The organism is Nocardioides ochotonae (assembly GCF_011420305.2).
In the GTDB taxonomy this organism is placed as follows: domain Bacteria; phylum Actinomycetota; class Actinomycetes; order Propionibacteriales; family Nocardioidaceae; genus Nocardioides; species Nocardioides ochotonae.
On sequence record NZ_CP061769.1, the window covers coordinates 1,521,854 to 1,546,527 of the forward strand.

Below are 24,674 nucleotides of genomic sequence, written 5' to 3' on the forward strand. Positions count from 1 at the left end.
GAGCTCAGGCCGGGTCGGTCAGCGAGGCGGCCAGGGCATCGAGGAGCGCCGCCAGCGACGCGTCGTCCCACTGGCTGCGCCGGGCGCGCAGGCCCAGCACGGTCCGATCCTCGATCCCGACCGCGCCCAGCGACAGCCCGGTCCCGCCCGCGGTGACCGGGTGGAAGGCCAGATCGGCGACCCCGGGCGCCGTCACCCGGCCCAGGTGGGAGACCAGCATGCTGGAGCCGAGGCGGGGGGCCAGCACCCGCAGCGCCGTCTCCACCACGCGGCCGCCGGCCGCGCCGCCGGTCCCGACGGGCGGCTGGGTGGGTGCCTCGCGGACCAGGCGTTCGACGGCCCCGAGGTCGAGGTCCTCGACGTCGCGCAGCCGCAGCAGCTCGCTGCGGTCCGCGATGCGCGGGGCCGCGCCGGCAGGCGTCTCCTCGCGGCGTGCGGCCCCGATGGCCACCGCGACGTGCCGGGTACGCCGGCCCGCACCCCGGTTGTGGTGCACGAGCCCCTGGGCTGCGGCGTGCACGAGCCGCGAGGTGCCGTGGTGGCCGGGCACGCTGGCGACGGCGAAGGCGTCGCCCGGCGCGGGCACGACGCCGGGCAGTGCGGCACGGGCCGGTGGCGCGAACGCGACCTCGCCGAGGCGTCGTACGGCGGAGCCCAGGAACCCGCCGGCCTGCGGGCGTCCGGTGACCCCGCGAGCGCCGGAGGACACAGCGGTGTCGGTGACCGCAGCCAGGACGTCGAGGAGTCCGAGACCGTCGACCCAGGCGTGGTGCGCCGAGACGACGAGGCACGGGCCGGCCAGTCCGAGGACGACCGGTGTGCGGTCCTCCTCCGCGAGCCGGGCGCGCAGCGCGCCCAGGTCGTCCGCGCGCTCCACCGCCCGCTGTCCTGCGGGTCGGGCGTCGGGCCAGTCGTGGTCCGCTGCCAGCCGCTGCAGCCGTTGTCCGAGCAGGCGGGCCTCGTCGGGGCCCGGAGCGGCGGCGAGGCGTGCGGTGAGCAGGATCCGCCAGCGGATCCGGGGGTCGGCGACCCAGTCGCTCATCGCCGGGGGATCAGCGCTTGACCGCGCGGGCGACGAGGCTGATGCCGGGCAGTCGCTGGACGGGCAGCACGCGTTCGGCGGCGACGGCGACGCGCAGGCCGGCGTTGAGCACCGGATGCACCTCCTCCATCTCGCTCTCACTGTCGTTGTTCTTGCGCCGCATCCGGGCGACGGGGCGCAGCAGGACGTTCCACGAGGCGATGTCGACGACCTCGAGGCCTGCGCCCTCGAGGAGCGCAGCGAGGTCGGCGCGCTCATAGCGACGCAGGTGGCCCAGGGCGACGTCGTGGCCGCTCCACAGCGCCATGCTGCAGGGCACTGCGACCAGTGCCCGGCCGCCGGGGCGCAGCACCCGCGCGGTCTCGCGGGCCACGGCCTTGTCGTCCTCGATGTGCTCCCAGGCGTCGGTCGACATCACCAGGTCCATCGAGGCGTCGGCCACCGGCAGGAGCTGCGCGTCGCCGCGCACCACCTTCAGACCGCGGCCGCGGGCGATGCCCGCCGCGACGGGGGAGTACTCGATCCCGGTCACGTCCCAGCCGAGGTCCTGCAGAACGCCGGTGTTGCCACCGCCCCCGCAGCCCACGTCGAGCGCACGGCCCGGCGACAACGGGCGCACCAAGCGCCGCACCAGTGCCCGCCGCTCGGCGTACCACCAGTGCTTCTTCTCCAAGGCCGCCGACTTGCGGATCTCCTGCGCGTCCACGCTGCGGAACACTACTGGTCGCCGGCCCGGATGGAGGCCGGATGACACGCGTCAAAACCGAACCGGCGAGTACATGACGCGTGAGTAACATCCCTGCTACTGTTCCGCCGGGCCGCGTGACGTCTGTCACCCGGCGGGAGAGAAGGGGAGCTTTCATGCGTCGAGTTGTTCCAGCCGTCCTCGTGGGACTGGGGGTGTTCCTCCTCGTGGCGGCAGCGCTCCTGAAGTTCTACGCCTACCCCAAGCTCGCGGTCGCCCCGATCGACCAGAACAGCGAGACGACGCTGACGGCCGAGGACGCGGTCATCTTCGACACCGACCCCGCGATGCTGACCGAGGTCGTGGTCGACCTCACGGCCGTCTCCACCACGCGCGGTGACGTCGACGCCAGCCGCGAGGCCAGCGACGACAGGGGCGAGGACATCCGTGTCTGGGCCGACACCCAGACGATCACCTCCGACGACGGCGTGGTCCGCTCGAAGAGCCGGGGCCGTGCCGCCTTCGACGCCTTCACGGGCGAGGCGGTCGACTGCTGCGGCTCCTTCAGTGAGACCACCGAGGACGAGCGCACCTCCGTCGTGCGCGAGGGGCTCGTCTACAAGTTCCCCTTCGGCACCGAGAAGGAGACCTACGACTGGTGGGACGGCACCGCCGGCACCACCGTCCCGGCCGAGTTCGTCGAGGAGACCGACGTCGACGGCCTCGACGTCTACAAGTTCGAGGCCGAGCTGGAGCCCACGGTCGTGGGCACCCGCGAGGTCCCGGCCTCCGTGGTGGGCGAGCGCGGCTCGGACAGCATCGAGGCCGACGTCGTGTACGCCAACAAGCGGACCTTCTTCGTGGAGCCGGTCACCGGTGCGGTGATCGACCGCACCGAGGAGCAGCGCTCCATCCTGGCCATCGACGGTGAGGAGCGGGCGACCACCACCGAGGCCGACCTCAGCTTCACCGACGAGCAGGTCGCCAAGAACGTCGACGAGTACGAGAGCAAGGCCTCGCTGCTCTCCATGGTCAACGGCCTGTTCCCGATCCTCGGCCTGGTCCTCGGACTGATCCTGATCGCCCTCGGCCTCGTGCTCGGGCGCCGTGACGCCGCGGCCGCCCCGGCTCGGACCGGCGCGACGAAGGACGACGGCACGCACCGCGAGACCACCAAGGTCTGATCCACAGCACACCAGGAACGGGGCGGGGCCAGGAGGCCTCGCCCCGTTCTGTGTCCGGTGGCGGTCGGTGGGGCAGCGCTCGCCCGCGCCGCCCCGTGGTGGCTAGGCGGGCAGGTCGGCCCCGAAGATCGCGGTGCCCGGGGTGAACCGCCCGCGGGTCGCCGACCACCCGCCCCACACCCGGTCGTGCCCGGCCGGCCACTCGGGCTCCAGCAGCGTGGTGATCCGGAACCCGGCGCCGGCCAGCAGCGTCACCCAGTCGCCCAGGGTGCGGTGGTGCTCCACGTAGGAGACCTGCCCGGTGGCGTCGTCGACCTCGACGTACGGCGTGCGGTCCCAGTAGGGCTGGCTGGCGACCAGGCCCGCCTCGCCGGGGTCATCGGGGAACATCCACCGCGTGGGGTGGGTGATCGAGAAGGCGAAGCGACCGCCCGGGCGCAGCACCCGCGCGGCCTCGGCGACCGCGACGTCGATGTCGCGCACGAACTGCAGGGCGCCGAACGAGGAGAAGACGATGTCGAAGGAGCCGTCCGCGAACGGCAGGTCCGTCGCGGTGCCCAGCACCGACGGCACCGCGACCCCGGACTCGGCGTCGATGCGGCGCGAGTGCTGGAGCTGGCGCAGCGACAGGTCGATGCCGTAGGCGCGACCGCCCTGGGTGCGGATCCACCGCGAGCACTGGCCGGCCCCGGAGCCCACCTCGAGCACATCGCGGCCGGCGACCGGTCCCAGCACACAGGCGGTGGACTCGGTGAGGCCCTCAGGGCCCCAGACGAAGCCGGTGTCGCCGAGGAACTCGCCGTGGGTCGCCTGGTACTCGTCGGCGTAGCGATCCCAGTCCGGACCGTTGGCGTGCCGGGACTCCGACTCGCTGACGGCCCGGCGCTCGACGCGCACCGGCGGGAGCGGAGGATGATGACGGGAGTCGGGTGCGGCGGGGTTGCCCGCAGGACTGCTCACGACACGAAGGTAATACGTGCCGCGGGCAGCCGTGGCGCCCGGGTTGGACGGCAGCGCCGCGGGCGGCGTACGCTGGCGGTTGCGCCAGAGGTCTGCCTGCGTCCCGGACGGAGTGGACTCTCGCTCGCTATCACCGCGTCCCCTCGGGAGCGCTTCTCGATCGGTAGTGAAACCGGCCTTCGCGCGTGCCCGCACGACTTTCTGCCCACCAAGGAAATACTTCCCTTATGACGAGCACCATCTCCGCTCTTCCGGACTACGACGCGCCTCAGGTCGCGATCAACGACATCGGGTCCGAAGAGGACTTCCTCGCCGCCATCGACGCGACGATCAAGTACTTCAATGACGGCGACATCGTCTCCGGCACGATCGTCAAGGTCGACCGCGACGAGGTCCTGCTTGACATCGGCTACAAGACCGAGGGCGTCATCCCCTCGCGCGAGCTGTCGATCAAGCACGACGTCGACCCGTCCGAGGTCGTCTCGGTCGGTGACGAGGTCGAGGCCCTGGTCCTCCAGAAGGAGGACAAGGAAGGCCGCCTGATCCTGTCCAAGAAGCGCGCTCAGTACGAGCGTGCCTGGGGCACCATCGAGCAGGTCAAGGAGGAGGACGGCGTCGTCGAGGGCACCGTCATCGAGGTCGTCAAGGGCGGCCTCATCCTCGACATCGGCCTGCGCGGCTTCCTGCCCGCCTCGCTGGTGGAGATGCGTCGCGTCCGCGACCTGCAGCCCTACGTGGGTCAGACCCTCGAGGCCAAGATCATCGAGCTCGACAAGAACCGCAACAACGTGGTCCTGTCGCGCCGTGCCTGGCTCGAGCAGACCCAGTCCGAGGTTCGCCACGGCTTCCTGACCCAGCTCCAGAAGGGTCAGATCCGCAAGGGCGTCGTCTCCTCGATCGTCAACTTCGGTGCGTTCGTGGACCTCGGCGGCGTCGACGGCCTCGTGCACGTCTCCGAGCTGTCGTGGAAGCACATCGACCACCCCTCCGAGGTCGTCGCCGTGGGCGACGAGGTCACCGTCGAGGTTCTCGACGTGGACATGGAGCGCGAGCGGGTCTCCCTGTCGCTCAAGGCGACGCAGGAGGACCCGTGGCAGCACTTCGCCCGGACCCACCAGATCGGCCAGATCGTGCCGGGCAAGGTCACCAAGCTGGTGCCCTTCGGCTCGTTCGTCCGTGTCGAGGAGGGCATCGAGGGCCTGGTCCACATCTCCGAGCTGGCCGAGCGCCACGTGGAGATCCCGGAGCAGGTCGTCCAGGTCAACGACGACGTCATGGTCAAGATCATCGACATCGACCTCGAGCGTCGTCGGATCTCGCTGTCGCTGAAGCAGGCCAACGAGACCGCTGTGGCGACCGACGTCGACGAGTTCGACCCGACGCTGTACGGCATGCCGGCGACCTACGACGAGCAGGGCAACTACGTCTACCCCGAGGGCTTCGACCCCGAGACCGGCGAGTGGCTCGAGGGCTTCGAGGACCAGCGCGCGGTCTGGGAGGACCAGTACGCCAAGGCGCACGCCCGCTGGGAGGCCCACGTCAAGCAGCAGGCCGAGGCCCGCAAGGCCGAGGCCGAGGCCGGCGAGGCCACCTCGTACTCCTCCTCGGCCGAGGTCGAGACCAGCGAGGAGACCGGCGGCGGTTCGCTCGCCTCGGACGAGGCGCTGCAGGCGCTTCGCGAGAAGCTCACCGGCGGCAGCAACTGATCCGCTGAACCACCGCTTCACCAGCTGAACCACCGAGGCCCGGTCACCGCGAGGTGACCGGGCCTCGGTGCGTCTGCGGCCGGCGACCGACGTGCGCGGTGCCTCAGCAGGCGAAGCGGCGGCGGTACTGCTGCGGGCTCAGGCCGCGCGCGCGGGTGAAGTGCAGGCGCATGTTGGCGGCGTTGCCGAAGCCGACGTCGGCGGCGATCCGGTCGATGGTGTGGTCGGTGCGCTCGAGCAGCTGCTCGGCGCGCAGCAGTCGCTGGGCGGTGATCCAGGCGTGCGGCGTCGCGCCGACCTCGGCACGGAACCGGCGCGCGAAGGTGCGCGGGGACATCAGGGCGCGGTGTGCGAGCGTGGCGACGTCGAGCTCGCGGTGCAGATTGTCCAGGATCCACTGCTGGAGCTTCCCGAAGCTCTCCACGCGCAGCTCGGGCACCGGCCGCTCGATGAACTGGGCCTGACCGCCCTCGCGCTGCGGCGGCACCACCATGCGTCGCGCGATGCTCGAGGCCACCGCTGCCCCGTGCTCCTGACGCCACACGTGCAGGGAGGCATCGATGCTGGCGGCGGTGCCGGCGCTGGTGACCACCTGCCCCGAGTCGACGTGGAGGACCTCGGGCACCACCTTCGCGCGCGGGAAGCGGCGGGCGAGGGCGGCGGTGTAGCGCCAGTGGGTCGTGCACTCGCGGCCGTCGAGGAGCCCGGCCTCGCCGAGCACGAAGGCGCCCGTGCACATCGACATCAACCGGGCGCCACGGTCGTGGGCGGCCCGGATCGACTCGAGGACGGGCGGCGGGACGTTCTCGGCGAGCCCCTCGGTCGGCAGGACGACCACCAGATCTGCCTGGGCCGTCCGGGTGAGGTCGTGGTCCACGCCGATCGTGAACCCGGCGCCGGTGCGGACGGGGCCCGGGACCGCCGCGCACAGGGCGAAGTCCAGCACCGGCAACCCGTCGTCGCTGCGGTCGCTGCCGAAGGCCTCGCACGCGACCCCGAGCTCGAACGCCGTGACGCCGTCGTAGGTGATCACGGCCACATCGGTGAGCATCGGTCCAGCATGCCACGGGGGTGGCAGGAAATCGAGGGACCATGACAGGGCAGCCACTCGTGGCCGGATCCGGCGGAGCGAAGACTTGCTGCCATGACCTTCTTGATGCTGCTCCTCGTGCTCGCGGTGGTGCTCGTGGTCGGTGGGCTCCGGGTGGTCGCGCGCGACCCCCGGGGCACGCTCCCGCCGCCGTCCTCGCGCGCGCAGGACCCGCAGTTTCGGGCCCCCCGCGCCCGCTGACGCCACCGACCCCGGCGGGCGTCGGCGGTTGCTCGGGCGAGCATGATCTGTCCATGACGACCCGGTTGCTGCTCCTGGCCGACACCCACCTGCCCCGACGGGCGCGCGCCCTGCCCGAGCAGGTGTGGGCGGACGTGGAGTGTGCCGACGTCGTGGTCCACGCGGGGGACTGGGTCGACGTGTCGCTCCTCGACGAGCTCGAGGCCCGTGCGCGCCGCCTGGTCGGGGTCCACGGCAACAACGACCACGGCGCCCTGCGCGAGCGGCTGCCGGAGGTGGCCCGGGCGGAGATCGACGGGGTGCGGCTCGGCGTGGTGCACGAGACGGGCGCGTCGCGCGGGCGCGAGGAGCGCTGCGCCGCGGCGTACGGCGACCTCGACGTGCTGGTGTTCGGGCACTCCCACATCCCGTGGGACACCACCACCGCCACGGGCCTGCGGCTGCTGAACCCCGGGTCGCCCACGGACCGGCGCCGCCAGCCGTACTGCACCTACATGACCGCGCTCGCGGACGGCGGTGCCCTGCGGGAGGTCACGCTGCACCGGCTGCCGCCGCGCACCTGAGCGGCGGCCCCGGGGGAGGTCACTCCGCGGGCAGCCCGGCACCGCGGCGTGCGTAGAGGTCGAGCACGACCTGGCGGTCGATCACGCCACAGCGCTCGGCCCACTCCTCGTACGCGGCGGCGAGCTCGGCGACGAGTCCAGGGTGCTCGCCGGCGAGGTCGGTGAGCTCGGTGCGGTCGGTGACCATGTCGTAGAGCTCCCAGTCCTGGGCGTGCTTGCGCACCAGCTTCCATCGCCCGCGACGCGCGCCCGAATTGCCCTCGTGCTCCCAGGCCAGCAGCCGCTGGTCGTCGGTGGCGTCGTCGATCAGAGTCGGCAGCAGGCTGGTGCCCTCGGGCGGGTGCACCTCGCGCCCAACCGCGGCCCGGTCGTAGTCGGCGCCGCTGACCTCGAGCAGCGTCGCCATGATGTCGGTGAGCTGATGAGGCTGGTGACGCAGCCGCGCCTCGGTGCCCAGTCCTGCCGGCCAGTGCACGACGAGCGGGGTGGCGATCCCGCCCTCGTGGATCCAGTGCTTGTACTCGCGGAACGGCGTGTTCGACAGGTTCGCCCAGGGGCGGCCGTACGTCGCGTAGCTGTCCTCGCCGCCGGGACGGATGCTCGGATCGTTGCCTGGACGCACCGGCTCGCCGGCGCGGGTCGTGTCGTCGAAGCTGACGTAGGTGGTCACGAACTCCTGGGCGCTCTCCAGGGGCATCTCCTCGGCGCACCCGCCGTTGTCGGAGAGGAACAGGAAGAGGGTGTCGTCCAGTGCGTCCTGCTCGCGCAGCTCGGCCACGATGCGACCCACGCCCTGGTCCACCCGGTCCACCTGCGCGGCGTACACCGCCATCCGCAGGGCCTCCCACTCCTTGTCCTCGACCTCGCTCCAGGCGGGCACCCGCGGGTCGCGGTCGCTCAGTGGCCAGTCGGGGGCGATGATCCCGGACTTCACCAGCCGCTCCAGACGCTCCTCGCGCAGCGCGTCCCACCCGGCGTCGAAGCGCCCGGCGTACGACGCGATGTCGTCGGGGCGCGCGTGCAGGGGCCAGTGCGGCGCGGTGTAGGCGGCGTAGAGGAAGAACGGGGCGTCGGCGTGCTCGGCCTGGTGCTGGCGCAGGAACCCCACGGCGTGGTCGGTGATCGCGTCGGTGTAGTAGAAGTCGGGGTCCGCGAGCGCCTCGTCGTCGACGTTGGTCTCGTCGCGCGTGAGCGTGCGCGGGCGGAAGAAGCTGCCGGCGCCCTCGAGGGTGCCGTAGAACGCGTCGAAGCCGCGCCGGGTGGGCCAGCTCTCGGTCGGGGTGTGGATGTCGCCGGAGAGATGCCACTTGCCCGAGATGTAGCTGCGGTATCCCGCGGTGCCGAGCGCCTCGGCGAGGGTGACGTTGCGGTCGTTGAGCGTGCCCGGGTAGCCCTCGGGGGAGTCGTCGTAGTTGAGGATGCCGATCCCGGTCTGATGCGGGTGCAGCCCGGTCATCAGCGACGCGCGCGAGGGGCTGCAGCGCGCGGTGTTGTAGAACTGCGTCAGCCGCACCCCCGACTCCGCCAACGCGTCGATGTGGGGCGTGCGGATCTCGCCTCCGTAGCACCCGATGTCGGAGAAGCCCATGTCGTCCACGAGGACGATCACGACATGGGGGCGGCGGGCGGGCGGCTTCGGCATGGGGGCTCTTCTCTGCTCGGCGGTCTCGGGTGCTCGGTGGTCCGTACGGCGCGCCGCGGTGGTGGACGCCGCAGCGGTCGGTGTCTAATGTGCACAATACCGATGGAGTTAATGAATCAGAGAAAGTTGGACGCCGTGAAGTCATCCCTCACCCGTTTCCTCGCCGCGGCGGCGGTCCTGCCGGCGGTGGCGGCCATCGCCTCGTGCGGCTCCGACGGCGCCAGCGCCGACGGCGGCGACGCGGAGATCGTGATCGCACGCGGCGCCGGCGTCAACGGCGCGGCGATCGAGACGCTCGTCGGCGAGTTCGAGGAGGAGACCGGGGTGGAGGTCGACACCGTCGAGCTCAGCGACACCGACTACGGGCCCAAGATGCGGCTGATCCAGCAGACCGGGCGCTCCGACTTCGACCTCGCGATCGCGATCCCCGGCGACATCTTCCCCCTCACCGACACCGACGGTGTCTACGCGCCGCTCGACACCGCGGGCTTCGACCCCGAGGGCCTCGCGGCGCTCGAGGAGGCCGGGCTGGTCGAGGACAACCACCTGGGCAACCAGGACATCACTCCGCTGACGGTGTACAGCAACGAGTTCGCGGACAACCCGCCGAAGACCTGGGCGGACTTCTTCGACCTCGAGAAGTACCCCGGCTACCGAGGCCTGCAGTCCGGCGGCTTCGGCGTCCCGATCAACATCGAGATCGCGCTGCTCGCCGACGGTGTCGCTCCCGCCGACCTCTACCCGCTCGACCTGGACCGTGCCTTCGCCAAGCTCGACACGATCAAGGACGACATCACGTTGTGGGACGCGGCTCCGAAGTCGCTCCAGGACGTGCTCGACGGGAACACGACCATGACCTTCACCTATTCGCCGGCCGCCCTGGGTGCGGTCAAGGACGGCGCGGACGTGGGCGTCACCCTCTTCGAGGACGCGCCGATCGTGCGCGGCTATGCGGCGCTGCTGGAGAAGGGCCCGAACGGTCCGGAGGCCGGGCAGCAGTTCCTCGACTGGTGGAGCAAGCCCGAGGTGCAGGCGAAGTACGCCGAGCTGACCAACTTCGGCATCGTGCTGCCCTCGACGGCCGTCTATGAGCGCCTGGACCGCAAGGACCTGGCCTACGCGCCGTTCGTGGAGGGCCAGGAGCAGGGCTCGCTGCTCGACTACGAGTACTACACCGAGACCAACGACGCCGGCGTCAGCAACCTCGACGAGGTCCTCAACCGCTGGAACGAGTGGCGCGCTTCGTGACCGTCCTCGCGCCGCCTGCCCGGCAGGAAGGGCGGGTACGGCGGGCACGGCGGGTGCCCTCGCTCGCCAGCCCCGCCCTGCTCGCCCTCCCTGCCGTCGCGTTCGTCGTGGTCTTCGCCGTGTTCCCGCTGGCCGACTTCGCGTGGCGCAGCATCCGCGTCGATGGCTCCTTCACCCTCGCCCACTACCGCCAGATCGTGGAGAGCAGCTACTTCGGCGACGTCCTGGTGCGCACGGTCCTCACCAGCATGGGGGTGACCGCGTGCTGCGTGGTGCTCGGCTACCCGCTCGCGGTGCTGCTGCACCGCGCCCGCGGGCGCACCAAGATCCTGCTGGCCGCCCTGGTGGTGCTGCCCTACCTCACCTCGGTGCTGGTACGTGTCTTCGCGTGGTCGGCGCTGCTGGGCCTGCGCGGCCCGGTGAACCGGGCGCTGGTGGCCCTCGGGGTCTTCGATGAGCCCCAGCAGCTCGGGCACAGCCTGACCGGTGCGGTCATCGGGTTGGTCCACGTGCTGATGCCGATCGCGGTCCTGACCATGTGGGCGACGATGTCCCGCATCGCGCCCGGGCACGAGGTCACCGCGGGTGCGCTGGGCGCCTCCCCGGTGCGGGTCTTCACGAGCGTGTACTGGCCGCTGTCGCGACAGGGGGTCGTCGCCGGCGCACTCCTGGTCTACGTGCTCGCCCTGGGCGCCTACGTGATCCCCGTCGCGCTGGGCGCGACCAACGGCCTGCTGTTCGCCCAGGTCGTGGCCGATCAGGCGACCGTCGCGCTGAACTGGCCTCTGGCCGGCGCGATGACCGTGGCGATGCTGCTGGCCGGCCTCGCCCCGCTGGTGGTGGTGCGGCTGGCCCGGTGGGTGCTGCGCTGGCGCCGCGACCCCTACCCGGCCCGCCAGAGGATCGCCTCGCGGCTCGTGCTGCCGGCGCTCGAGCTGGTCCCCGCGCCGGTGTGGCGGGTGCTCGCCCGGGTCCTGGCCGTGCTGGTGCTGGCCTTCCTGGTGATCCCCGAGCTCGTCGTGGTGGTGTTCTCGGTCGGCCCCACCAACCAGCTCTCGCTGCCACCGGACTCGCTGACGCTCGACGGGTACCGCGCCTTCTTCGCCGACCCGTTGTGGACCACGCCGATGTCGCGCTCGTTCGCGTTCGCCGCGGCCGACGGGGTGCTGGCGCTGGTGCTCGGCGGGCTCGCGGCGTACGGCCTGGTGAGGGCAGGGGGACGGGTGCTGACGTTCGGGCTCGGACTGCTGGTCTTCCCGCTCGCACTGCCCGAGATCGTGCCGGCGCTGAGCTTCTACGTCTTCGCCAACCGCTTCGGGCTGTCGGGGACGCCGTCGGGCGTGGTGATCGGGCAGGCGGTCACCGCGATCAGCCTGGCGGTCGTGATCATCGCCGCCGTGGTGCGCAACATCGACCTGGACCTCGAGCACGCCTCCCGGATGAGCGGCGCCTCGCGGCTGCAGACCCTGCGGCGGGTGGTGGTGCCGCTGGCGCTGCCCGGGCTCCTCGTGGGCGGGCTCTACGCCTTCCTCAACGCCTTCGACAACCTGGTCCTGCCGCTGTTCGTGGCCGGGCTCAACACCACCGTGCCGGTGCGGATGTTCTCCCAGATGCAGGACACCCTCAGCTCCACGATCGCGGTCGTGGCCTCCCTGCTCATCGCGCTGCTCCTGGTGGCGACCGCCGTCGCGGTCGCCGTGATGTCGCGCGCCCCCGCCCGTATCGACCTCGCCGACGTGGCGAGCAGGAAGTGACAGACATGACGGTGACCACCTCCACCACGCCTGCACGCGACGCCACCGGGCGCGCCGCCGAGGCCGTCGGCCTGGACCGCGCGACCAAGCGGTACGGCGCGACGGCCGCCCTCGACAGCGTCTCGCTGTCGGTGGGCGACGGCGAGTTCGTGACCCTGCTCGGGCCCAGTGGCAGCGGGAAGACGACGTGCCTGCAGATCATGGCCGGCATCACCCGCCCGGACGCCGGCACGGTGCGGATCGCGGGCCGCGACGTGCGCCGGGTGCCGATGCACAAGCGGAACATCGGGATGGTGTTCCAGAGCTACGCGCTCTTCCCGCACCTCGACGTGGCCTCGAACGTCCTCTACCCGCTGCGCACTCGCGGCTGGTCGAAGGAGCGGGCGGTGCGCGCCATGCGCGAGGCGCTCGCCCTGGTGCGCCTGACCGGCTTCGAGGAGCGCCGTCCCGACCAGCTCAGCGGCGGGCAGCAGCAGCGGGTGGCGCTCGCCCGGGCCATCGTCTTCGAGCCGAGCGTGCTGCTGCTGGACGAGCCGCTGTCGGCGCTGGACCGGCTGCTGCGCGAGGAGATGCAGCTGGAGCTTCGCCGGGTCCACGAGCTCACCGGCATGGCGACGGTCTGCGTCACCCACGACCGCTCCGAGGCACTCACGATGTCGGACCGGGTGGTGCTCCTCGACGCCGGCCAGATCGTCCAGGAGGGCACGCCGCGGGAGATCTACGACGAGTCCGCGACCCTGTTCGCCGCGCAGTTCCTGGGTGAGGTCAACCGCTTGTCGATGACCCTGCGGGACAGCGTGCTGTCCGACGGCAGCCGGTCCCTGCGCTCGACGCGCATCGCCGGCCTGGCCGACGGGGACGTCGACGTGGCGTTCCGGGTGGAGAACGTGCGGCTCGAGACCGCCGACGGGACGGGGGGCCGGGGTGGGGACGGCCACGACGGCTGGACCGGCGTCGTGACGGACGCGGTCTTCCTCGGGGAGGGGATGCGCTACGTCGTCGAGCTCGACGGGGTCACGGTGGTCGCGCGGGTGCCGCGCGGACTCGACCCGGTCGCGTTCGCTCCCGGCGCCCGGGTGCGGGTGCGCGTCGCTCCGGACGACGTGATGGCGTTCCCGGCTGCGGGGTGACGGTTGCTCGGGGGCTGCCGGCCGCCCGCTACGGTGACGCCATGCGTGTGGGACTCACCGGCGGGATCGCCTCGGGCAAGAGCACTGTCGCGGCGATGCTGGAGGAGCTCGGCGCGGTCATCATCGACGGCGACAAGCTGGCCCGCGAGGTGGTCGAGCGCGGCACGCCCGGTCTGGCGGCGGTCGTCGAGGCCTTCGGCGAGGAGCTGTTGACCCCCGAGGGCGACCTGGACCGGCCCGCGCTCGGCAAGGTGGTCTTCGGCGACGAGGCGAAGCGCCGGGTCCTCGAGGGGATCGTGCACCCGCTGGTCTTCGAGCGGTACGCCGCTCTCGAGGCCTCCGCCCCCGAGGGCGCCCTGGTGGTGCACGACATCCCGCTGCTGGCCGAGTCCGGGCGGGCGGACACCTTCGACGCCGTACTCGTCGTGGACGTGCCGGTCGAGACCCAGGTCGAGCGGCTGGTCCGCGACCGGGGCATGGAACGCGCGGACGCCGCGGCCCGCATCGCCGCCCAGGCCACCCGCGAGCAGCGCCTCGCCATCGCCACCCACGTGCTGGAGAACACCGGCACCCGCGAGCAGCTGCGCGACCGGGTGCACGAGGTGGTCGCGGAGCTCCGCGGCGCGGCGGACCGGCTGTAACGCGGGGTTGTCGCCGCACCACAAGCGCCGACTCAGCGCATCCGTGAGGGCCGACTCGCGCGAGATGCACGAGAGCCCCCGCCGTGCGGGACGGCGAGGGCTCGGGTGCGAGAGGTGACGCGGGCGGGGTCAGGCCGCCAGGTCGGGGTCGGCGATGCGGCGCAGCTTCTGCAGCGCCTCCCGCTCGAGCTGGCGGACCCGCTCGGCGGAGATGCCGTGCTTGGTGCCGATGTCGGCGAGCTTGTGCTGGCGTCCGTCGACCAGACCGTAGCGCGAGCGGATGATGTCGGCGGCGCGGTCGTCGAGGTGGCCGACCAGGCTGTTGAGCCGCTCGCGCGACTCGACGTCGAGGACCGTGAGGTCCGGGCCCGGCGAGGTCTCCTGGGCCATCAGGTCGCCCAGCGAGGTGTCGCCGTCCTCATCGACGGGGGAGTCGAGGCTGACGTGCTCGCGGCCCCAGGCCATCAGGTCCAGCACCCGCTCGACGTCCATGCCCAGCTCCTGGGCGATCTCAGCCGGCTCGGGGTCGCGGCCGAGCTGGCGCTCCAAGGTGCGGCGGGCGCCGCCGACCTGGTTGAGCTCCTCGACCACGTGCACGGGCAGTCGTACGACGCGGGCCTGCTGGGCGATGCCGCGGGTGATCGCCTGGCGCACCCACCAGGTCGCGTAGGTGGAGAACTTGTAGCCCTTGGTGTAGTCGAACTTCTCGACCGCCCGGATCAGGCCGGTGTTGCCCTCCTGGATCAGGTCGAGCATCGGCATCTGGGCGCGGCCATACTTGCGGGCGATGGAGACCACCAGGCGCAGGTTGGCGGTGATGAAGGTGTCGACGGCGCGTCGGCCCTCCTCGGCCAGCCACTCCAGCTCCTCGCGGGTGGCGGACATCGGGGCGCCGCCCTTGCGGCGACCCACGCGGCCCTCGCGCAGCAGCTGCTCGGCCATCAGGCCGGCCTCGATCGTCTTGGAGAGCTCGACCTCGGCGGCCGCATCGAGCAAGGGGTTCCGCGCGATCTCGTCGAGGTAGAGGCCGACGCTGTCGCGGCCCTCGATCTCGCGTGTCCCTGCCGTCGCGGTTCGTGTAGCCATGGGGGACCCTCCTCGATTCCGTGGCCGCCGCGCGGTGCAGTGCCACTTCGTGAACAACGCTCCCTGTGTCCCGAGGATTCCCCGGGCAAACGTCGGAGCCTTCACCCCTGAACGACGTCCGAGACGGGCACCGAGTTGCGTCGCGGCCGAACTCTCAGGGACTTCTCAGGGCCCCGCCTCCCGGGCAGGTGACGGGGCCCTTGCGAGGAGTTCGGCGCCGCGGGCGGCGCGGATTTCTCAGCGGGTCGAGGAAGTGCCGTGCGAGGAGGCGGGCGAGGTGCTGGCCAGGCCCATGCGGTCCAGGATCCAGGCCAGCGAGAAGGCCCGGTCGTGCCAGGCCTTGTAGCGCCCCGAGACCCCGCCGTGCCCGGCGCTCATCTCGGTGCGCAGCAGGATGTCGGGGTTCGAGGTGCGCTCGCGCAGCCGGGCGACCCACTTGGCGGGCTCGACGTAGAGCACCCGGGTGTCGTTGAGGGAGGTCTCCGCCAGGATCGGCGGGTAGTCCTGCGCGCTGACGTTGTCGTACGGCGCGTACGCCGCGATCCACTCGTAGGCCTCGGGGTCGGCCTCGGGGTTGCCCCACTCGTCGTACTCGGTCACGGTCAGCGGCAAGGTGGCGTCGAGCATGGTGGTGAGGTTGTCCACGAACGGCACCTGGGCGACGATCCCGCCGAACAGCTCGGGGGCCTGGTTGGCCACGGCGCCCATCAGCAGGCCGCCGGCGCTGCCGCCCTCGGCGATGAGGGTCTTCGGCGTCGACCAGCCGGTGTCGATGAGGTGGCGTGCGCAGGCGATGAAGTCGGAGAAGCTGTTCTGCTTGTGGGCGAGCTTGCCCTCGTCGTACCAGCGGCGTCCCATCTCCCCGCCGCCGCGCACGTGGGCGATCGCGAACGCCGCGCCGCGGTCGAGCAGCGAGAGCCGCCCGATCGAGAAGTAGGGGTCCATCGAGGCCTCGTAGGCGCCGTAGCCGTAGAGCAGCGTCGGCACCGGGCCGGCCCCGCCGCCGACGCCCTCGCGTGCGCCGATGCGGCACACGATCGAGATCGGGATCCGCTCGCCGTCCTCGGCGGTGGCCCACAGCCGGTGCTCCTCGTAGTCGGCCGGGTCGTAGCCGCCGAGGACCGGGGTGCGGCGCAGCAGGTGCAGCTCGCGGGTGCGCACGTCGTAGTCGTAGACCGACGGCGGCACCGCCATCGTGGTGTAGCCGAGGCGGACCACCGGCTGGTCGAAGGCGGGGTTGGACCCGGCGCCGACGGTGTAGACCGCGTGGTCGAAGCCGACCAGGTAGTCCTCGCCCAATCCGTGACCCAGCCCGTCACCCAGCCCGTCACCAGCGGCGTCGGAGAGCTCGATGATGCGCAGCTGGGTCAGCCCGCCGCTGCGCTGGTGGACGACCAGGTGGCCGGCGAAGGCGTCGACGCCCTCGAGGCGTACGGCGGGGTCGTGGGGGATCAGCGGGCGCCACTGCTCCGGCGGGGTCGGGGCGACCGGCGCGAGCGCGACCTCGAAGTCGGGACCGGTGCCGTTGTGGTGGACCAGGAAGACCTCCTCGCCGCCGATCCGGGCCGGCTCCAGGGAGTACTCCAGGTCCTCGCGGCGCTCGGAGAAGACCTGCCAGGTGGCGGCGGGTTCGGCGGTGTCGAGGTAGTGGTACTCGCTGGTGGTCTTCGAGCCCAGCGCGATCATCAGGAACCGCGCGTCGCGGCTGCGTCCGATGCCGGTCCAGAACCGGCCGTCCGGCTCGTGCAGCACCAGCTCGTCCTCGGACTGCGGGGTGCCGAGGCGGTGGCGCCAGACCTTGTCGGGGCGCCAGCTCTCATCGACCGTGGAGTAGTAGGCGTCCACGCCGTTGGGGTGCCAGGTGACGTTGCCGAGCACCCCGGTGAGCTCGTCGGGGAGCAGCTCGCCGGTGGTGAGGTCCTTGAAGCGCACGGTGTAGCGCTCGTCGCCGGCGGTGTCGACCGACCAGGCCAGCAGCCGGTCGTCGAGGCTGATGGCCGAGCCGCCCAGGGAGAAGAACTCGTGGCCCTCGGCGAGCGCGTTGAGGTCGAGCAGCACCTCCTCGCCGGGGAGCGCCGGCTGGTCGGGAGCGCAGTCCTCGGCGGGACGCGGCGGGGTCCAGTCGTCCGCGTCGAGCACCGGCACGCGGCAGCTCGCGCCGTACTCCTTGCCCTCGAAGGAGCGGCCGTAGTACCAGTAGCCGCGGTTGCGGGTCGGCACCGAGAGGTCGGTCTCGAGGGTGCGCGAGCGGATCTCCTCGAAGATCGAGGAGCGCAGGCCCGCGAGGTGGGCGGTGCGCTGCTCGGTCCAGGCGTTCTCGGCCTCGAGGTGGGCGATCACCTCGGGGGAGTCCTTGTCGCGCAGCCACTCGTAGTCGTCGACCCGGGTGTGCCCGTGGATCTCGCGGGTGGTCGGGCGGCGGGGGGCGAGGGGCGGCTGCGTGAGCGGCTCCGCGGCGGCGGAGGCGGGACTGTCGGACATGTCGGCGACGATAGCGTCGCCCCATGACACGACCGACCGTGGACCTCAACGCCGACCTCGGCGAGGAGGTCACCGACGACACCGCGCTGCTGGGCGTGGTCACCAGCGCGAACGTCGCCTGCGGCTACCACGCCGGCAACGCCGCGATCATGCGCGCGGTGTGCGAGGAGGCGGCCACCCGCGGCGTGAGCATCGGGGCCCAGGTCTCCTACGACGACCGGGAGAACTTCGGGCGGGTGGCGCGCGACGTCGCGTCCCGCGTGCTGCGCGAGCAGGTCGCCGACCAGGTCGGCACGCTCGCGCAGATCGCCGCGGCCGCCGGCACGACGGTGCGCTACGTCAAGCCGCACGGCGCGCTGTACCACCGGGTGATCGTCGATGCCGCGCAGGCCGGCGCGGTGCTCGATGGCTCCGGCGACCTGCCGGTGCTGGGGATGCCGGGCCACCTCCTCGACGGCGCGCGCGCCGCCGGGCGCCGGGTGCTGCACGAGGGCTTCCCCGACCGCGGGTACGGCGCGGACGGCCGGCTGCTCCCTCGGGGGCTGCCGGGCGCGCTGCTGGAGGACGTCGCCGAGATCGCCGCCCAGGCGGTGCGGCTCGCGGGGCGGGTGGACTCGGTCTGCGTGCACGGCGACAGCCCCGGCGCGGTCGCGCACGCCCACGCCGTACGACGCGCGCTGGAGGAGTCCGGCCACGTGCTGGGGCCGTGGTGGCGCGGCGAGGCGGACGCTCTCGACTGAGAACCGGCCCGGTGGGCGCGAGAAGATATATGATCTGCGTCTCGTCCACCTGAGGAGTTCTCGATGTCCCACATCGTCGTCACCGGCAGCACCAAGGGAGTCGGCAACGCCCTCGCCCGCGAGTTCCTCCGCCGCGGCCACTCGGTCGTCGTGACCGGCCGTGGCAAGGCGGCCGTCGACGAGGTCGTCGGCAAGCTGGCCCCGGAGGCGGCCGGCGGCGCCCGCGTGCTCGGACGGGCCACCGACGTCACCGACATCGACGACGTGCAGGGCCTGTGGGACCACGCCGTGGACGAGCTGGGCGGCGTCGACCTGTGGGTCAACAACGCCGGTGTCGCGCACACCACGGCCGCGATCGTCGACACCACGCCCGCCGACGTCCGCGCGATGGTCAGCACCAACATGCTCGGCACGATCTTCGGCTCCCAGGTCGCGGTGCGCGGCATGCTCGCCCAGGGCGGCGGGCAGCTGTTCAACGTCCTCGGCGGCGGCAGCGACGGCAGGATCCGCCCGAACATGGGCGTCTACGCCGCCACCAAGCGCGGCCTCGACATGTTCACCCGCGCCCTGGTCAAGGAGACCAAGGACAGCGGGGTCCGGATCGGCCAGGTGCGTCCCGGGATGCTGATCACCGAGGGCTGGCTGCGCGAGGCGGCGGTCGCGCCCGAGCAGGTCGCCAGCCAGCGCAAGATCCTCAACATCCTGTGCGACCACGTCGACGAGGTCGCGCCCCACCTCGTCGAGAGGATGCTCGCCAGCACCCGCACCGGCGAGGAGATCGCCTGGCTGACCAACGCCCGGATGATGCGCAAGTTCATGTCGCCCAAGCAGGACGTGCTCGCCCGCTACGGGCTGTAGTGCGCTCGCGCGCGGCCGGCGCGCGCTGCCAGACTGGGCCCATGCGATTCCGGGCGGTCGGCGAGCACGCGCTGCTGGTCGAGGTCGAGGACGCCGGCAGCGCCCTGGCCCTGGCCGCCTGGGCCCGGGGCGCCGGCATCGAGGCGACCGACGTGGTGCCGGGCGCCGGCACCGTGCTCTTCGACGGCGTCGCGCCGGACCTGGCCGACCGGCTCGCCGCCTGGCCCGGCCCGGGCGAGTCCGCGCCCGGGGGGCTGGTCGAGGTGGCCGTCACGTGGGACGGGCCCGACCTGGAGTGGGTCGCGGAGCGGTGGGGGACCGATCCCGCGGGGGTGGCCGCTCGGCTGGGCGGACTCGAGCTGGTGTCGGCGTTCTGCGGCTTCGCGCCGGGCTTCGCCTACCTCGCCGGCCTGCCCGCGGACCTCGCCGTACCCCGGCTCGCGACGCCGCGGCCGCGGGTACCGGCCGGGTCGGTCGCGCTCGCCGACGCGTGGTGCGGCGTCTACCCCTCCGCCTCCCCGGGCGGCTGGCGGCTGCTCGGACACACCGACGCGCCGCTGTGGGACGTCGACCGGGCGGAGCCGGCGCTGCTCGCGCCCGGCACCCGGGTGCGGTTCGTGAGCGCGTGAGCGCGGGCGTGCTGCACGTCGTGGCCGCGGGGACGCTCACCACCGTGCAGGACCGCGGCCGGCCGGGGCTTGCGCACCTCGGCGTCCCGCGGGCCGGTGCGCTGGACGCACCCGCCGCGGCCCTGGCCAACCGGCTCGTCGGCAACCCGCCGGAGGCCGCGGTGCTGGAGGTGACCCTCGGTGGCCTGGAGGTGGTCGCCGGCGTCGGGCGCTGGGTCGCCGTCACCGGCGCGCCCGCACCGCTGCGCGTCGACGGCGTCGCCCGGGACCTGGCGCGGGCCGCCTGGCTGGCGCCCGGAGCCCGGCTGCGCCTGGGCCACCCGGCCTCCGGCGTGCGCTCCTACCTCGCGATCGGCGGTGGGCTCGCGCCCGCCCCGGTGCTGGGCTCACGCTCCACCGACGTCTTGGCGGGGGTCGGTCCGCCGCCGGTCCGCGACGGCACGGTGCTGCCGCTCGGCGTACCGGCGGGACCGCCGATGCCGCACGACACCCCGCGCCCGCCGGTCCCCGGCCCGCTGCGGCTGCGTCCCGGGCCGCGTCACGACTGGTTCGCCGCCGAGGCGCTGGCCCACCTGGCCGCCACGTCGTACGCCGTCCTGCCCGCGTCCAACCGGGTCGGGCTGCGCCTCGACGGGCCGCCGCTCCCGCGCGTCCGCCACGACGAGCTGCCGAGCGAGGGCATGGTGCTCGGTGCGGTGCAGGTGCCGCCGGACGGCCGACCGGTGGTGTTCCTCGCCGACCACCCGCCCACGGGCGGCTACCCGGTGGTCGGGGTCGTGGCGACCGAGGACCTGTGGCAGTGCGCGCAGCTGCGTCCCGGCGAGCGGGTGCGGTTCGCGGTCACGCCGGGGTGACGTCCGGGTCGACCTCGGCTGGCCGGCCGTCCTCGCCGGTGTCGGTGTCGGTGTCGTCGTCGGGGTCGTCGGGCGGGGCCTCCTCCGGCGCAGGCGGTGGGGTCCACGCGCTGAGCGCGGGGTCGTCGACGGCGTAGGAGCGCACCGGTCCCGGGGTGGTCTCGGCGGTCTCGAAGCGCACCGTCACCACGCCGCGTCCCGAGCCCCAGACCCAGCCGCGGCCCATCTCGGCATGCACGACGTCCATCCCGGGCGACCAGGTGCCGCGGGAGTGCCGGGGGACCTCGACGTCGGCGAGCGCCGCCAGCTCGGCCTCCTCGGCGTCGCCGTCCTCGCCGGTCTCGCCGAACAGGTCCTCCTGCACCCAGTCGGCCAGCCCGGACACCCCGACGCCGAGCAGCCGCACGCCGCCGGAGAGGTCGGTGGTGGCGATCAGCTCGCCGAGCAGCGCGCGGGCCATCCGCCCGATCATCGAGGCCTGGTCGGTGGGGGAGGCGAGGGTGGTGGAGCGGTTGACGGTGGTGAAGTCGTGCAGGCGCACCTTGATGGTGACCGTGCGCCCGGACATCCCGGCCTTGCGCAGCCGCGCGGCGACCTCGCCGGCCTGCCGGGTGAGCAGACCCTCCAGCAGCCGGCGCTCGGTCAGGTCGGTCTCGTAGGTGCCCTCGACGCTCACCGACTTGGCCTCGCGCTCGGGGACGACCGGCCGCTCGTCGATCGCCCGGGCCAGCTGGTGCAGGCCATGGCCCTGGGAGCGGCCGACCAGCTGGACCAGCTCGTCGAGGTCGACGGACTCGAGGTCGGCGACCGTGTGGACGCCGCCGCGGCGCAGCCGCTCGACGGTGGCCGGCCCGACGCCGGGGATGACGCTGACGTGCATGGGGCGCAGCAGCTCGCGCTCGGTGCCCGGCTCGACGATCACCAGCCCGTCGGGCTTGTCGAGGTCGCTGGCCACCTTGGCGATGAACTTGGAGGTCCCGATCCCGACCGACGCGGTCAGCCCGCCGGTGGCCTCGGTGACGCGGGCGCGCAGCCGCTCGGCGAAGTCGCGCACGGTGGCGACCTCGAGGTCGGGCAGGTCGGCCTGCTCGAGGTCCACGAAGGCCTCGTCGAAGGAGAGCGGCTCGACCAGCGGGCTGACCTCGCGCAGCAGCCGCATCACGATCGCGCTGCTCTCGCGGTAGGCGTGGAAGCGCCCGCCCAGGAACGCCGCGTGCGGGCAGCGGGCCCGCGCCTCGCGCGTCGACATCGCCGAGCGCACGCCGTAGCGCCGGGCCTCGTAGGAGGCGGTGGAGACGACGCCGCGGCCGCCGACCCCGCCCACGACCACCGGCTTGCCGCGCAGCGAGGGCTTGTCGCGCTGCTCGACCGAGGCGAAGAACGCATCGAGGTCGAGGTGGAGCACGGAGGCGTGGACGCGCACCGCGGCACGGTATCTCCCGGCACCGACGGCGCCGGGCGCCGCCTGCCGCGGGCGGTGCCCGCGAGCCGTTTGCGCCACACAGGCGGTGCTGCGGGCCCGCTCGTCCCCAGGGCGAGGAGGAGGTGCGGCGCAGGCCCGGTCCGGACGGGCAGCGTCGGTGCATGACCACGCCCCCCGCCCCGCCACCCGTTCCCTCGCCCACGCCTCCCGGCCCGCCGCCCGCGGCCGGGACGCCCATGCGCATCACCGCGCGCCGCCCCGAGGACCTGCTCGCCGTCGTTCCGGTCGTGCTGGGGTTCCACCCCACCGAGTCGGTGGTGCTGCTGACCTTCGGCGCCCGGCGCCAGTTCCACGCCCGCATCGACCTTCCCCGGACCCCGGCGGAGATCGCGGCCACGGTCGAGGCCCTGCTGGCGCCGTCGGTGCGCGAGGAGGCGCAGGCCGTCGCCTTCGTGCTGTACGCCGGGGAGCGCACGGCGGCCGTCGCGCGGTGGTCCTCGCGCGCCCTGGTGAGCGCCTTCGAGCGGGCCGGCATCCGGGTGGTCGACGCCATCCGCGCGGACGGCGAGTGCTGGTTCGCGCTGCTGCCCGGGCGCGACCGGGCCGCTGGACGCGGCGTGCGCTACGACGTCACGACGCACCCGATCAGCGCCCAGGCGGTCTTCGAGGGGCGTGCCGTGCTCGCCTCGCGCAGCGCGGTGGCCGACACGCTGCGCCCGGATCCGGCAGCCGTCGACCGGCTCGCCGCTGCGGTGCGGCGAGCGCGCGCGGCCGACCACGACACGGTCGCCGTCGCGGTGGCCGCCGCGGTCGGGGCCGGGCACTGGTCCGACCCGGTGCTCGCCTCGGTCCTGCTCGGCCTGCGGGACCCGAAGGTGCGCGACGCCGCGTGGGGCTCGATGCGCCGGCCCGAGTCGCCCGGGCACGTCCGGCTGTGGGTCGACGCCGTACGCCGTGCGCCGGCCGAGCTGCGCGCGGGGGCGGCGGCGGTGCTGGCCTATGCCGCCTGGCTGGCCGGCGACGGCGCGCTCGCCTGGTGCGCGATCGACCGCTGCCGCGAGCACGAGCCGGGCAACTCGCTGGCCCGGCTGGTCGCCGACCTGCTCGAGCAGGCGGTGCCGCCGACGGTGCTCGGCGAGCACGGGTGAGCCGCGCGGACTGGACCACCCGGGTCGACCGGCCACGACGCGAGCGGCCGCGACTCGTTCGGGCTGCGGCTGGGTACTACGCCTCCATGCACACGACCATCTGCCCCGACCCGTTCGCCTAGGACCTGCCATGGGAGAGGAGGTCGAGGCCCAGGAGTTCACCCGGGCGGACCGGACCCGCTACCGCGAGAAGGTCCGGCGCAACCTGGATGTGTTCGCCCGCATGCTGCGCGAGGCGAGGTTCGACACCGACGACCCGATGACGGGCATGGAGCTCGAGCTCAACCTCGTCGACAAGGCGGGCGACCCCGCGATGTGCAACGCCGAGGTGCTCGCCGAGATCGCCGACGAGGACTTCCAGACCGAGCTCGGCCAGTTCAACATCGAGATCAACCTGGCCCCGGCACGGCTGCGCGAGGGCGGGCTGAGCACCTTCGAGACCAGCCTGCGCCGCAGCCTCAACGACGCCGAGGAGAAGTCCGCGCGGGTCGGCGCCCAGCTGGTGATGACCGGGATCCTCCCGACCCTCGCCGAGGGACACATGAGCCGCTCGACGATCAGCGGCAACCCGCGCTACCGGCTGCTCAGCGAGCAGATCCTGCACGCCCGCGGGGAGGACATCGAGATCGCGATCACCGGCCAGGAGCGGCTGCGCACCACCACCGACTCGATCGTGCCGGAGGCCGCCTGCACCAGCACGCAGCTGCACGTCCAGACCTCGCCCGACCAGTTCGCGGCGTACTGGAACGCCTCGCAGGTGATCTCCTCCGTCCAGCTCGCGGTCGGCGCCAACTCGCCGTACCTGCTGGGCAAGGAGCTGTGGCGCGAGACCCGCATCCCGCTCTTCGAGCAGGCCACCGACACCCGCAGCGCCGAGCTCGAGGCCCAGGGCGTGCGACCGCGGGTCTGGTTCGGCGAGCGCTGGATCACCTCGGTCTTCGACCTCTTCGAGGAGAACGTCCGCTACTTCCCGGCCCTGCTGCCGATCCTCGACGACCACGAGGACCCGCTCACGGTGCTGGAGGCCGGCGGCACGCCGTCGCTCGCGGAGCTGAAGCTGCACAACGGCACGGTCTACCGCTGGAACCGGCCGGTCTACGACATCGCCCACGGCGTCCCGCACCTGCGCGTGGAGAACCGCGTGCTCGCCGCCGGGCCGACGGTGGCCGACACGATGGCCAACGCGGCGTTCTACTTCGGACTGGTCCGCTACCTCGCCGAGCACGAGCGGCCGCTGTGGTCGCAGATGTCGTTCAGCGCCGCCGAGGAGAACTTCCACGTCGCCGCCCGCGACGGCATCGAGGCGCTGGTCTACTGGCCCGGCGTCGGGGAGGTGCGTGCGACCGAGCTGGTGCTGCGCCGGCTGCTGCCCCAGGCACGCGCCGGGCTGGACGCCTGGGGAGTGCCGGGGGAGGAGTCCGACCGGCTGCTCGGGATCATCGAGCAGCGCTGCCTCACCGGGATCAACGGCGCCGAGTGGTTCGTCGGGAGGATGCGCGGCCGTGCCGAGGGCGACCGATTCGACGCCCTGCGGGCCACGCTGCTGGAGTACCGGGAGCGGATGCACACCAACGAGCCGGTCCACACCTGGGACTGAGCGGTCGGCCCG

At 73.0% G+C, this 24,674-nt stretch carries 22 protein-coding genes; 14 read left to right on the forward strand and 8 right to left on the reverse strand.

The features are described from left to right. Positions 1-4: 4 nt before the first annotated feature. Both HBO46_RS07405 and HBO46_RS07410 read right to left on the reverse strand, forming a co-directional pair. On the reverse strand, positions 5-1,042 hold the full coding sequence (locus HBO46_RS07405; protein ID WP_166139715.1) for a hypothetical protein: 1,038 nt from the start codon (positions 1,040-1,042) through the stop codon (positions 5-7). A 10-nt stretch (positions 1,043-1,052) separates the two neighbouring features. Next, positions 1,053-1,748: a class I SAM-dependent methyltransferase gene (locus HBO46_RS07410; RefSeq protein WP_166139716.1), complete on the reverse strand. Its 696-nt coding sequence runs from the start codon at positions 1,746-1,748 to the stop codon at positions 1,053-1,055. A gap of 155 nt (positions 1,749-1,903) precedes the next feature. Between HBO46_RS07410 and HBO46_RS07415 the strand changes: the two genes are divergently transcribed. Continuing rightward, positions 1,904-2,911: a DUF3068 domain-containing protein gene (locus HBO46_RS07415; RefSeq protein ID WP_166139717.1), complete on the forward strand. Its 1,008-nt coding sequence runs from the start codon at positions 1,904-1,906 to the stop codon at positions 2,909-2,911. Between the two features lie 102 nt (positions 2,912-3,013). On the opposite strand, the gene HBO46_RS07420 is transcribed toward HBO46_RS07415, so the two are convergent. Further along, entirely contained in the window at positions 3,014-3,871 is an 858-nt protein-coding gene (locus HBO46_RS07420) for a class I SAM-dependent methyltransferase (protein WP_224769432.1), read from the reverse strand. A 227-nt stretch (positions 3,872-4,098) separates the two neighbouring features. Here HBO46_RS07420 and rpsA point away from each other — a divergent pair, with 227 nt between their 5' ends. Continuing rightward, on the forward strand, positions 4,099-5,577 hold the full coding sequence (gene rpsA / locus HBO46_RS07425; protein WP_166139718.1) for a 30S ribosomal protein S1: 1,479 nt from the start codon (positions 4,099-4,101) through the stop codon (positions 5,575-5,577). A gap of 103 nt (positions 5,578-5,680) precedes the next feature. On the opposite strand, the gene HBO46_RS07430 is transcribed toward rpsA, so the two are convergent. After that, positions 5,681-6,628 (reverse strand): helix-turn-helix domain-containing protein, encoded by a 948-nt coding sequence (locus tag HBO46_RS07430; RefSeq protein WP_166139719.1) that lies wholly within the window; start codon positions 6,626-6,628, stop codon positions 5,681-5,683. A gap of 93 nt (positions 6,629-6,721) precedes the next feature. Here HBO46_RS07430 and HBO46_RS07435 point away from each other — a divergent pair, with 93 nt between their 5' ends. Together HBO46_RS07435 and HBO46_RS07440 are read left to right on the forward strand one after the other, a co-directional pair. Continuing rightward, positions 6,722-6,868: a hypothetical protein gene (locus HBO46_RS07435; RefSeq protein WP_166139720.1), complete on the forward strand. Its 147-nt coding sequence runs from the start codon at positions 6,722-6,724 to the stop codon at positions 6,866-6,868. Between the two features lie 53 nt (positions 6,869-6,921). Then, the gene (locus HBO46_RS07440; RefSeq protein ID WP_166139721.1) at positions 6,922-7,431 is read left to right on the forward strand and encodes a metallophosphoesterase family protein; all 510 of its coding nucleotides are present in this window, start codon (positions 6,922-6,924) and stop codon (positions 7,429-7,431) included. Between the two features lie 19 nt (positions 7,432-7,450). On the opposite strand, the gene HBO46_RS07445 is transcribed toward HBO46_RS07440, so the two are convergent. Further along, the gene (locus HBO46_RS07445; RefSeq protein ID WP_166139722.1) at positions 7,451-9,073 is read right to left on the reverse strand and encodes an arylsulfatase; all 1,623 of its coding nucleotides are present in this window, start codon (positions 9,071-9,073) and stop codon (positions 7,451-7,453) included. A gap of 135 nt (positions 9,074-9,208) precedes the next feature. On the opposite strand from HBO46_RS07445, the gene HBO46_RS07450 reads away from it, so the two are divergent. Genes HBO46_RS07450 through coaE form a run of 4 tightly spaced genes read left to right on the forward strand, consistent with a single transcriptional unit; the run spans position 9,209 to position 13,846 of the window. Further along, complete coding sequence (locus tag HBO46_RS07450) at positions 9,209-10,321, forward strand: extracellular solute-binding protein (protein ID WP_166139723.1); 1,113 nt, start codon at positions 9,209-9,211, stop codon at positions 10,319-10,321. Beyond that, positions 10,318-12,075, forward strand: a complete 1,758-nt coding sequence (locus tag HBO46_RS07455) for an ABC transporter permease subunit (protein WP_191480216.1) — start codon at positions 10,318-10,320, stop codon at positions 12,073-12,075. The genes HBO46_RS07450 and HBO46_RS07455 overlap by 4 nt, the downstream gene beginning before the upstream one ends. Positions 12,076-12,080: 5 nt before the next feature. Continuing rightward, positions 12,081-13,205, forward strand: coding sequence for an ABC transporter ATP-binding protein (locus HBO46_RS07460; protein ID WP_166139725.1), 1,125 nt, complete (start codon positions 12,081-12,083; stop codon positions 13,203-13,205). Between the two features lie 41 nt (positions 13,206-13,246). After that, a complete protein-coding gene (coaE, locus tag HBO46_RS07465) occupies positions 13,247-13,846 on the forward strand; it encodes a dephospho-CoA kinase (protein WP_166139726.1) in 600 nt (199 codons plus the stop codon). 129 nt (positions 13,847-13,975) lie between these two features. Here the strand turns inward: coaE and HBO46_RS07470 are convergent, their stop codons facing one another. Continuing rightward, positions 13,976-14,932 carry a sigma-70 family RNA polymerase sigma factor gene (locus HBO46_RS07470; RefSeq protein WP_166139727.1) on the reverse strand — a complete coding sequence of 319 codons (957 nt, stop codon included), beginning with the start codon at positions 14,930-14,932 and terminating at the stop codon, positions 13,976-13,978. A 237-nt stretch (positions 14,933-15,169) separates the two neighbouring features. After that, positions 15,170-17,413 carry a S9 family peptidase gene (locus HBO46_RS07475; protein WP_166139728.1) on the reverse strand — a complete coding sequence of 748 codons (2,244 nt, stop codon included), beginning with the start codon at positions 17,411-17,413 and terminating at the stop codon, positions 15,170-15,172. A 23-nt stretch (positions 17,414-17,436) separates the two neighbouring features. Between HBO46_RS07475 and HBO46_RS07480 the strand changes: the two genes are divergently transcribed. The 4 genes from HBO46_RS07480 to HBO46_RS07495 all read left to right on the forward strand — a co-directional run bounded on the left by HBO46_RS07480 (position 17,437) and on the right by HBO46_RS07495 (position 20,494). Continuing rightward, positions 17,437-18,153, forward strand: coding sequence for a 5-oxoprolinase subunit PxpA (locus HBO46_RS07480; protein ID WP_166139729.1), 717 nt, complete (start codon positions 17,437-17,439; stop codon positions 18,151-18,153). Positions 18,154-18,216: 63 nt separating this feature from the next. Beyond that, positions 18,217-19,011: an SDR family oxidoreductase gene (locus HBO46_RS07485; protein ID WP_166139730.1), complete on the forward strand. Its 795-nt coding sequence runs from the start codon at positions 18,217-18,219 to the stop codon at positions 19,009-19,011. A 41-nt stretch (positions 19,012-19,052) separates the two neighbouring features. Continuing rightward, a complete protein-coding gene (locus HBO46_RS07490; RefSeq protein WP_166139731.1) occupies positions 19,053-19,640 on the forward strand; it encodes a 5-oxoprolinase subunit B family protein in 588 nt (195 codons plus the stop codon). Then, complete coding sequence (locus HBO46_RS07495) at positions 19,637-20,494, forward strand: 5-oxoprolinase subunit C family protein (RefSeq protein ID WP_166139732.1); 858 nt, start codon at positions 19,637-19,639, stop codon at positions 20,492-20,494. The genes HBO46_RS07490 and HBO46_RS07495 overlap by 4 nt, the downstream gene beginning before the upstream one ends. Here the strand turns inward: HBO46_RS07495 and HBO46_RS07500 are convergent. After that, positions 20,481-21,917, reverse strand: coding sequence for a DNA polymerase IV (locus tag HBO46_RS07500; RefSeq protein ID WP_166139733.1), 1,437 nt, complete (start codon positions 21,915-21,917; stop codon positions 20,481-20,483). The two genes, HBO46_RS07495 and HBO46_RS07500, sit on opposite strands and share 14 nt — an antisense overlap. Positions 21,918-22,078: 161 nt before the next feature. Here HBO46_RS07500 and HBO46_RS07505 point away from each other — a divergent pair, with 161 nt between their 5' ends. Both HBO46_RS07505 and HBO46_RS07510 read left to right on the forward strand, forming a co-directional pair. Next, the gene (locus tag HBO46_RS07505; RefSeq protein ID WP_166139734.1) at positions 22,079-23,065 is read left to right on the forward strand and encodes a DUF4192 domain-containing protein; all 987 of its coding nucleotides are present in this window, start codon (positions 22,079-22,081) and stop codon (positions 23,063-23,065) included. Between the two features lie 130 nt (positions 23,066-23,195). Then, complete coding sequence (locus HBO46_RS07510) at positions 23,196-24,662, forward strand: glutamate--cysteine ligase family protein (RefSeq protein WP_166139735.1); 1,467 nt, start codon at positions 23,196-23,198, stop codon at positions 24,660-24,662. The last annotated feature ends 12 nt before the right edge of the window (positions 24,663-24,674 follow it).

Bases quoted from the DNA above. Each gene is read 5' to 3' on its own strand.
- HBO46_RS07435 (WP_166139720.1), top strand. From the start codon at position 6,722: ATGACCTTCTTGATGCTGCTCCTCGTGCTCGCGGTGGTGCTCGTGGTC.
- HBO46_RS07460 (WP_166139725.1), top strand. From the start codon at position 12,081: ATGACGGTGACCACCTCCACCACGCCTGCACGCGACGCCACCGGGCGC.
- HBO46_RS07505 (WP_166139734.1), top strand. From the start codon at position 22,079: ATGACCACGCCCCCCGCCCCGCCACCCGTTCCCTCGCCCACGCCTCCC.
- coaE (WP_166139726.1), top strand. From the start codon at position 13,247: ATGCGTGTGGGACTCACCGGCGGGATCGCCTCGGGCAAGAGCACTGTC.
- HBO46_RS07440 (WP_166139721.1), top strand. From the start codon at position 6,922: ATGACGACCCGGTTGCTGCTCCTGGCCGACACCCACCTGCCCCGACGG.
- HBO46_RS07485 (WP_166139730.1), top strand. From the start codon at position 18,217: ATGTCCCACATCGTCGTCACCGGCAGCACCAAGGGAGTCGGCAACGCC.
- HBO46_RS07490 (WP_166139731.1), top strand. From the start codon at position 19,053: ATGCGATTCCGGGCGGTCGGCGAGCACGCGCTGCTGGTCGAGGTCGAG.
- HBO46_RS07405 (WP_166139715.1), bottom strand. From the start codon at position 1,042: ATGAGCGACTGGGTCGCCGACCCCCGGATCCGCTGGCGGATCCTGCTC.
- HBO46_RS07430 (WP_166139719.1), bottom strand. From the start codon at position 6,628: ATGCTCACCGATGTGGCCGTGATCACCTACGACGGCGTCACGGCGTTC.
- HBO46_RS07475 (WP_166139728.1), bottom strand. From the start codon at position 17,413: ATGTCCGACAGTCCCGCCTCCGCCGCCGCGGAGCCGCTCACGCAGCCG.
- HBO46_RS07415 (WP_166139717.1), top strand. From the start codon at position 1,904: ATGCGTCGAGTTGTTCCAGCCGTCCTCGTGGGACTGGGGGTGTTCCTC.
- HBO46_RS07445 (WP_166139722.1), bottom strand. From the start codon at position 9,073: ATGCCGAAGCCGCCCGCCCGCCGCCCCCATGTCGTGATCGTCCTCGTG.
- HBO46_RS07510 (WP_166139735.1), top strand. From the start codon at position 23,196: ATGGGAGAGGAGGTCGAGGCCCAGGAGTTCACCCGGGCGGACCGGACC.
- HBO46_RS07470 (WP_166139727.1), bottom strand. From the start codon at position 14,932: ATGGCTACACGAACCGCGACGGCAGGGACACGCGAGATCGAGGGCCGC.
- rpsA (WP_166139718.1), top strand. From the start codon at position 4,099: ATGACGAGCACCATCTCCGCTCTTCCGGACTACGACGCGCCTCAGGTC.
- HBO46_RS07480 (WP_166139729.1), top strand. From the start codon at position 17,437: ATGACACGACCGACCGTGGACCTCAACGCCGACCTCGGCGAGGAGGTC.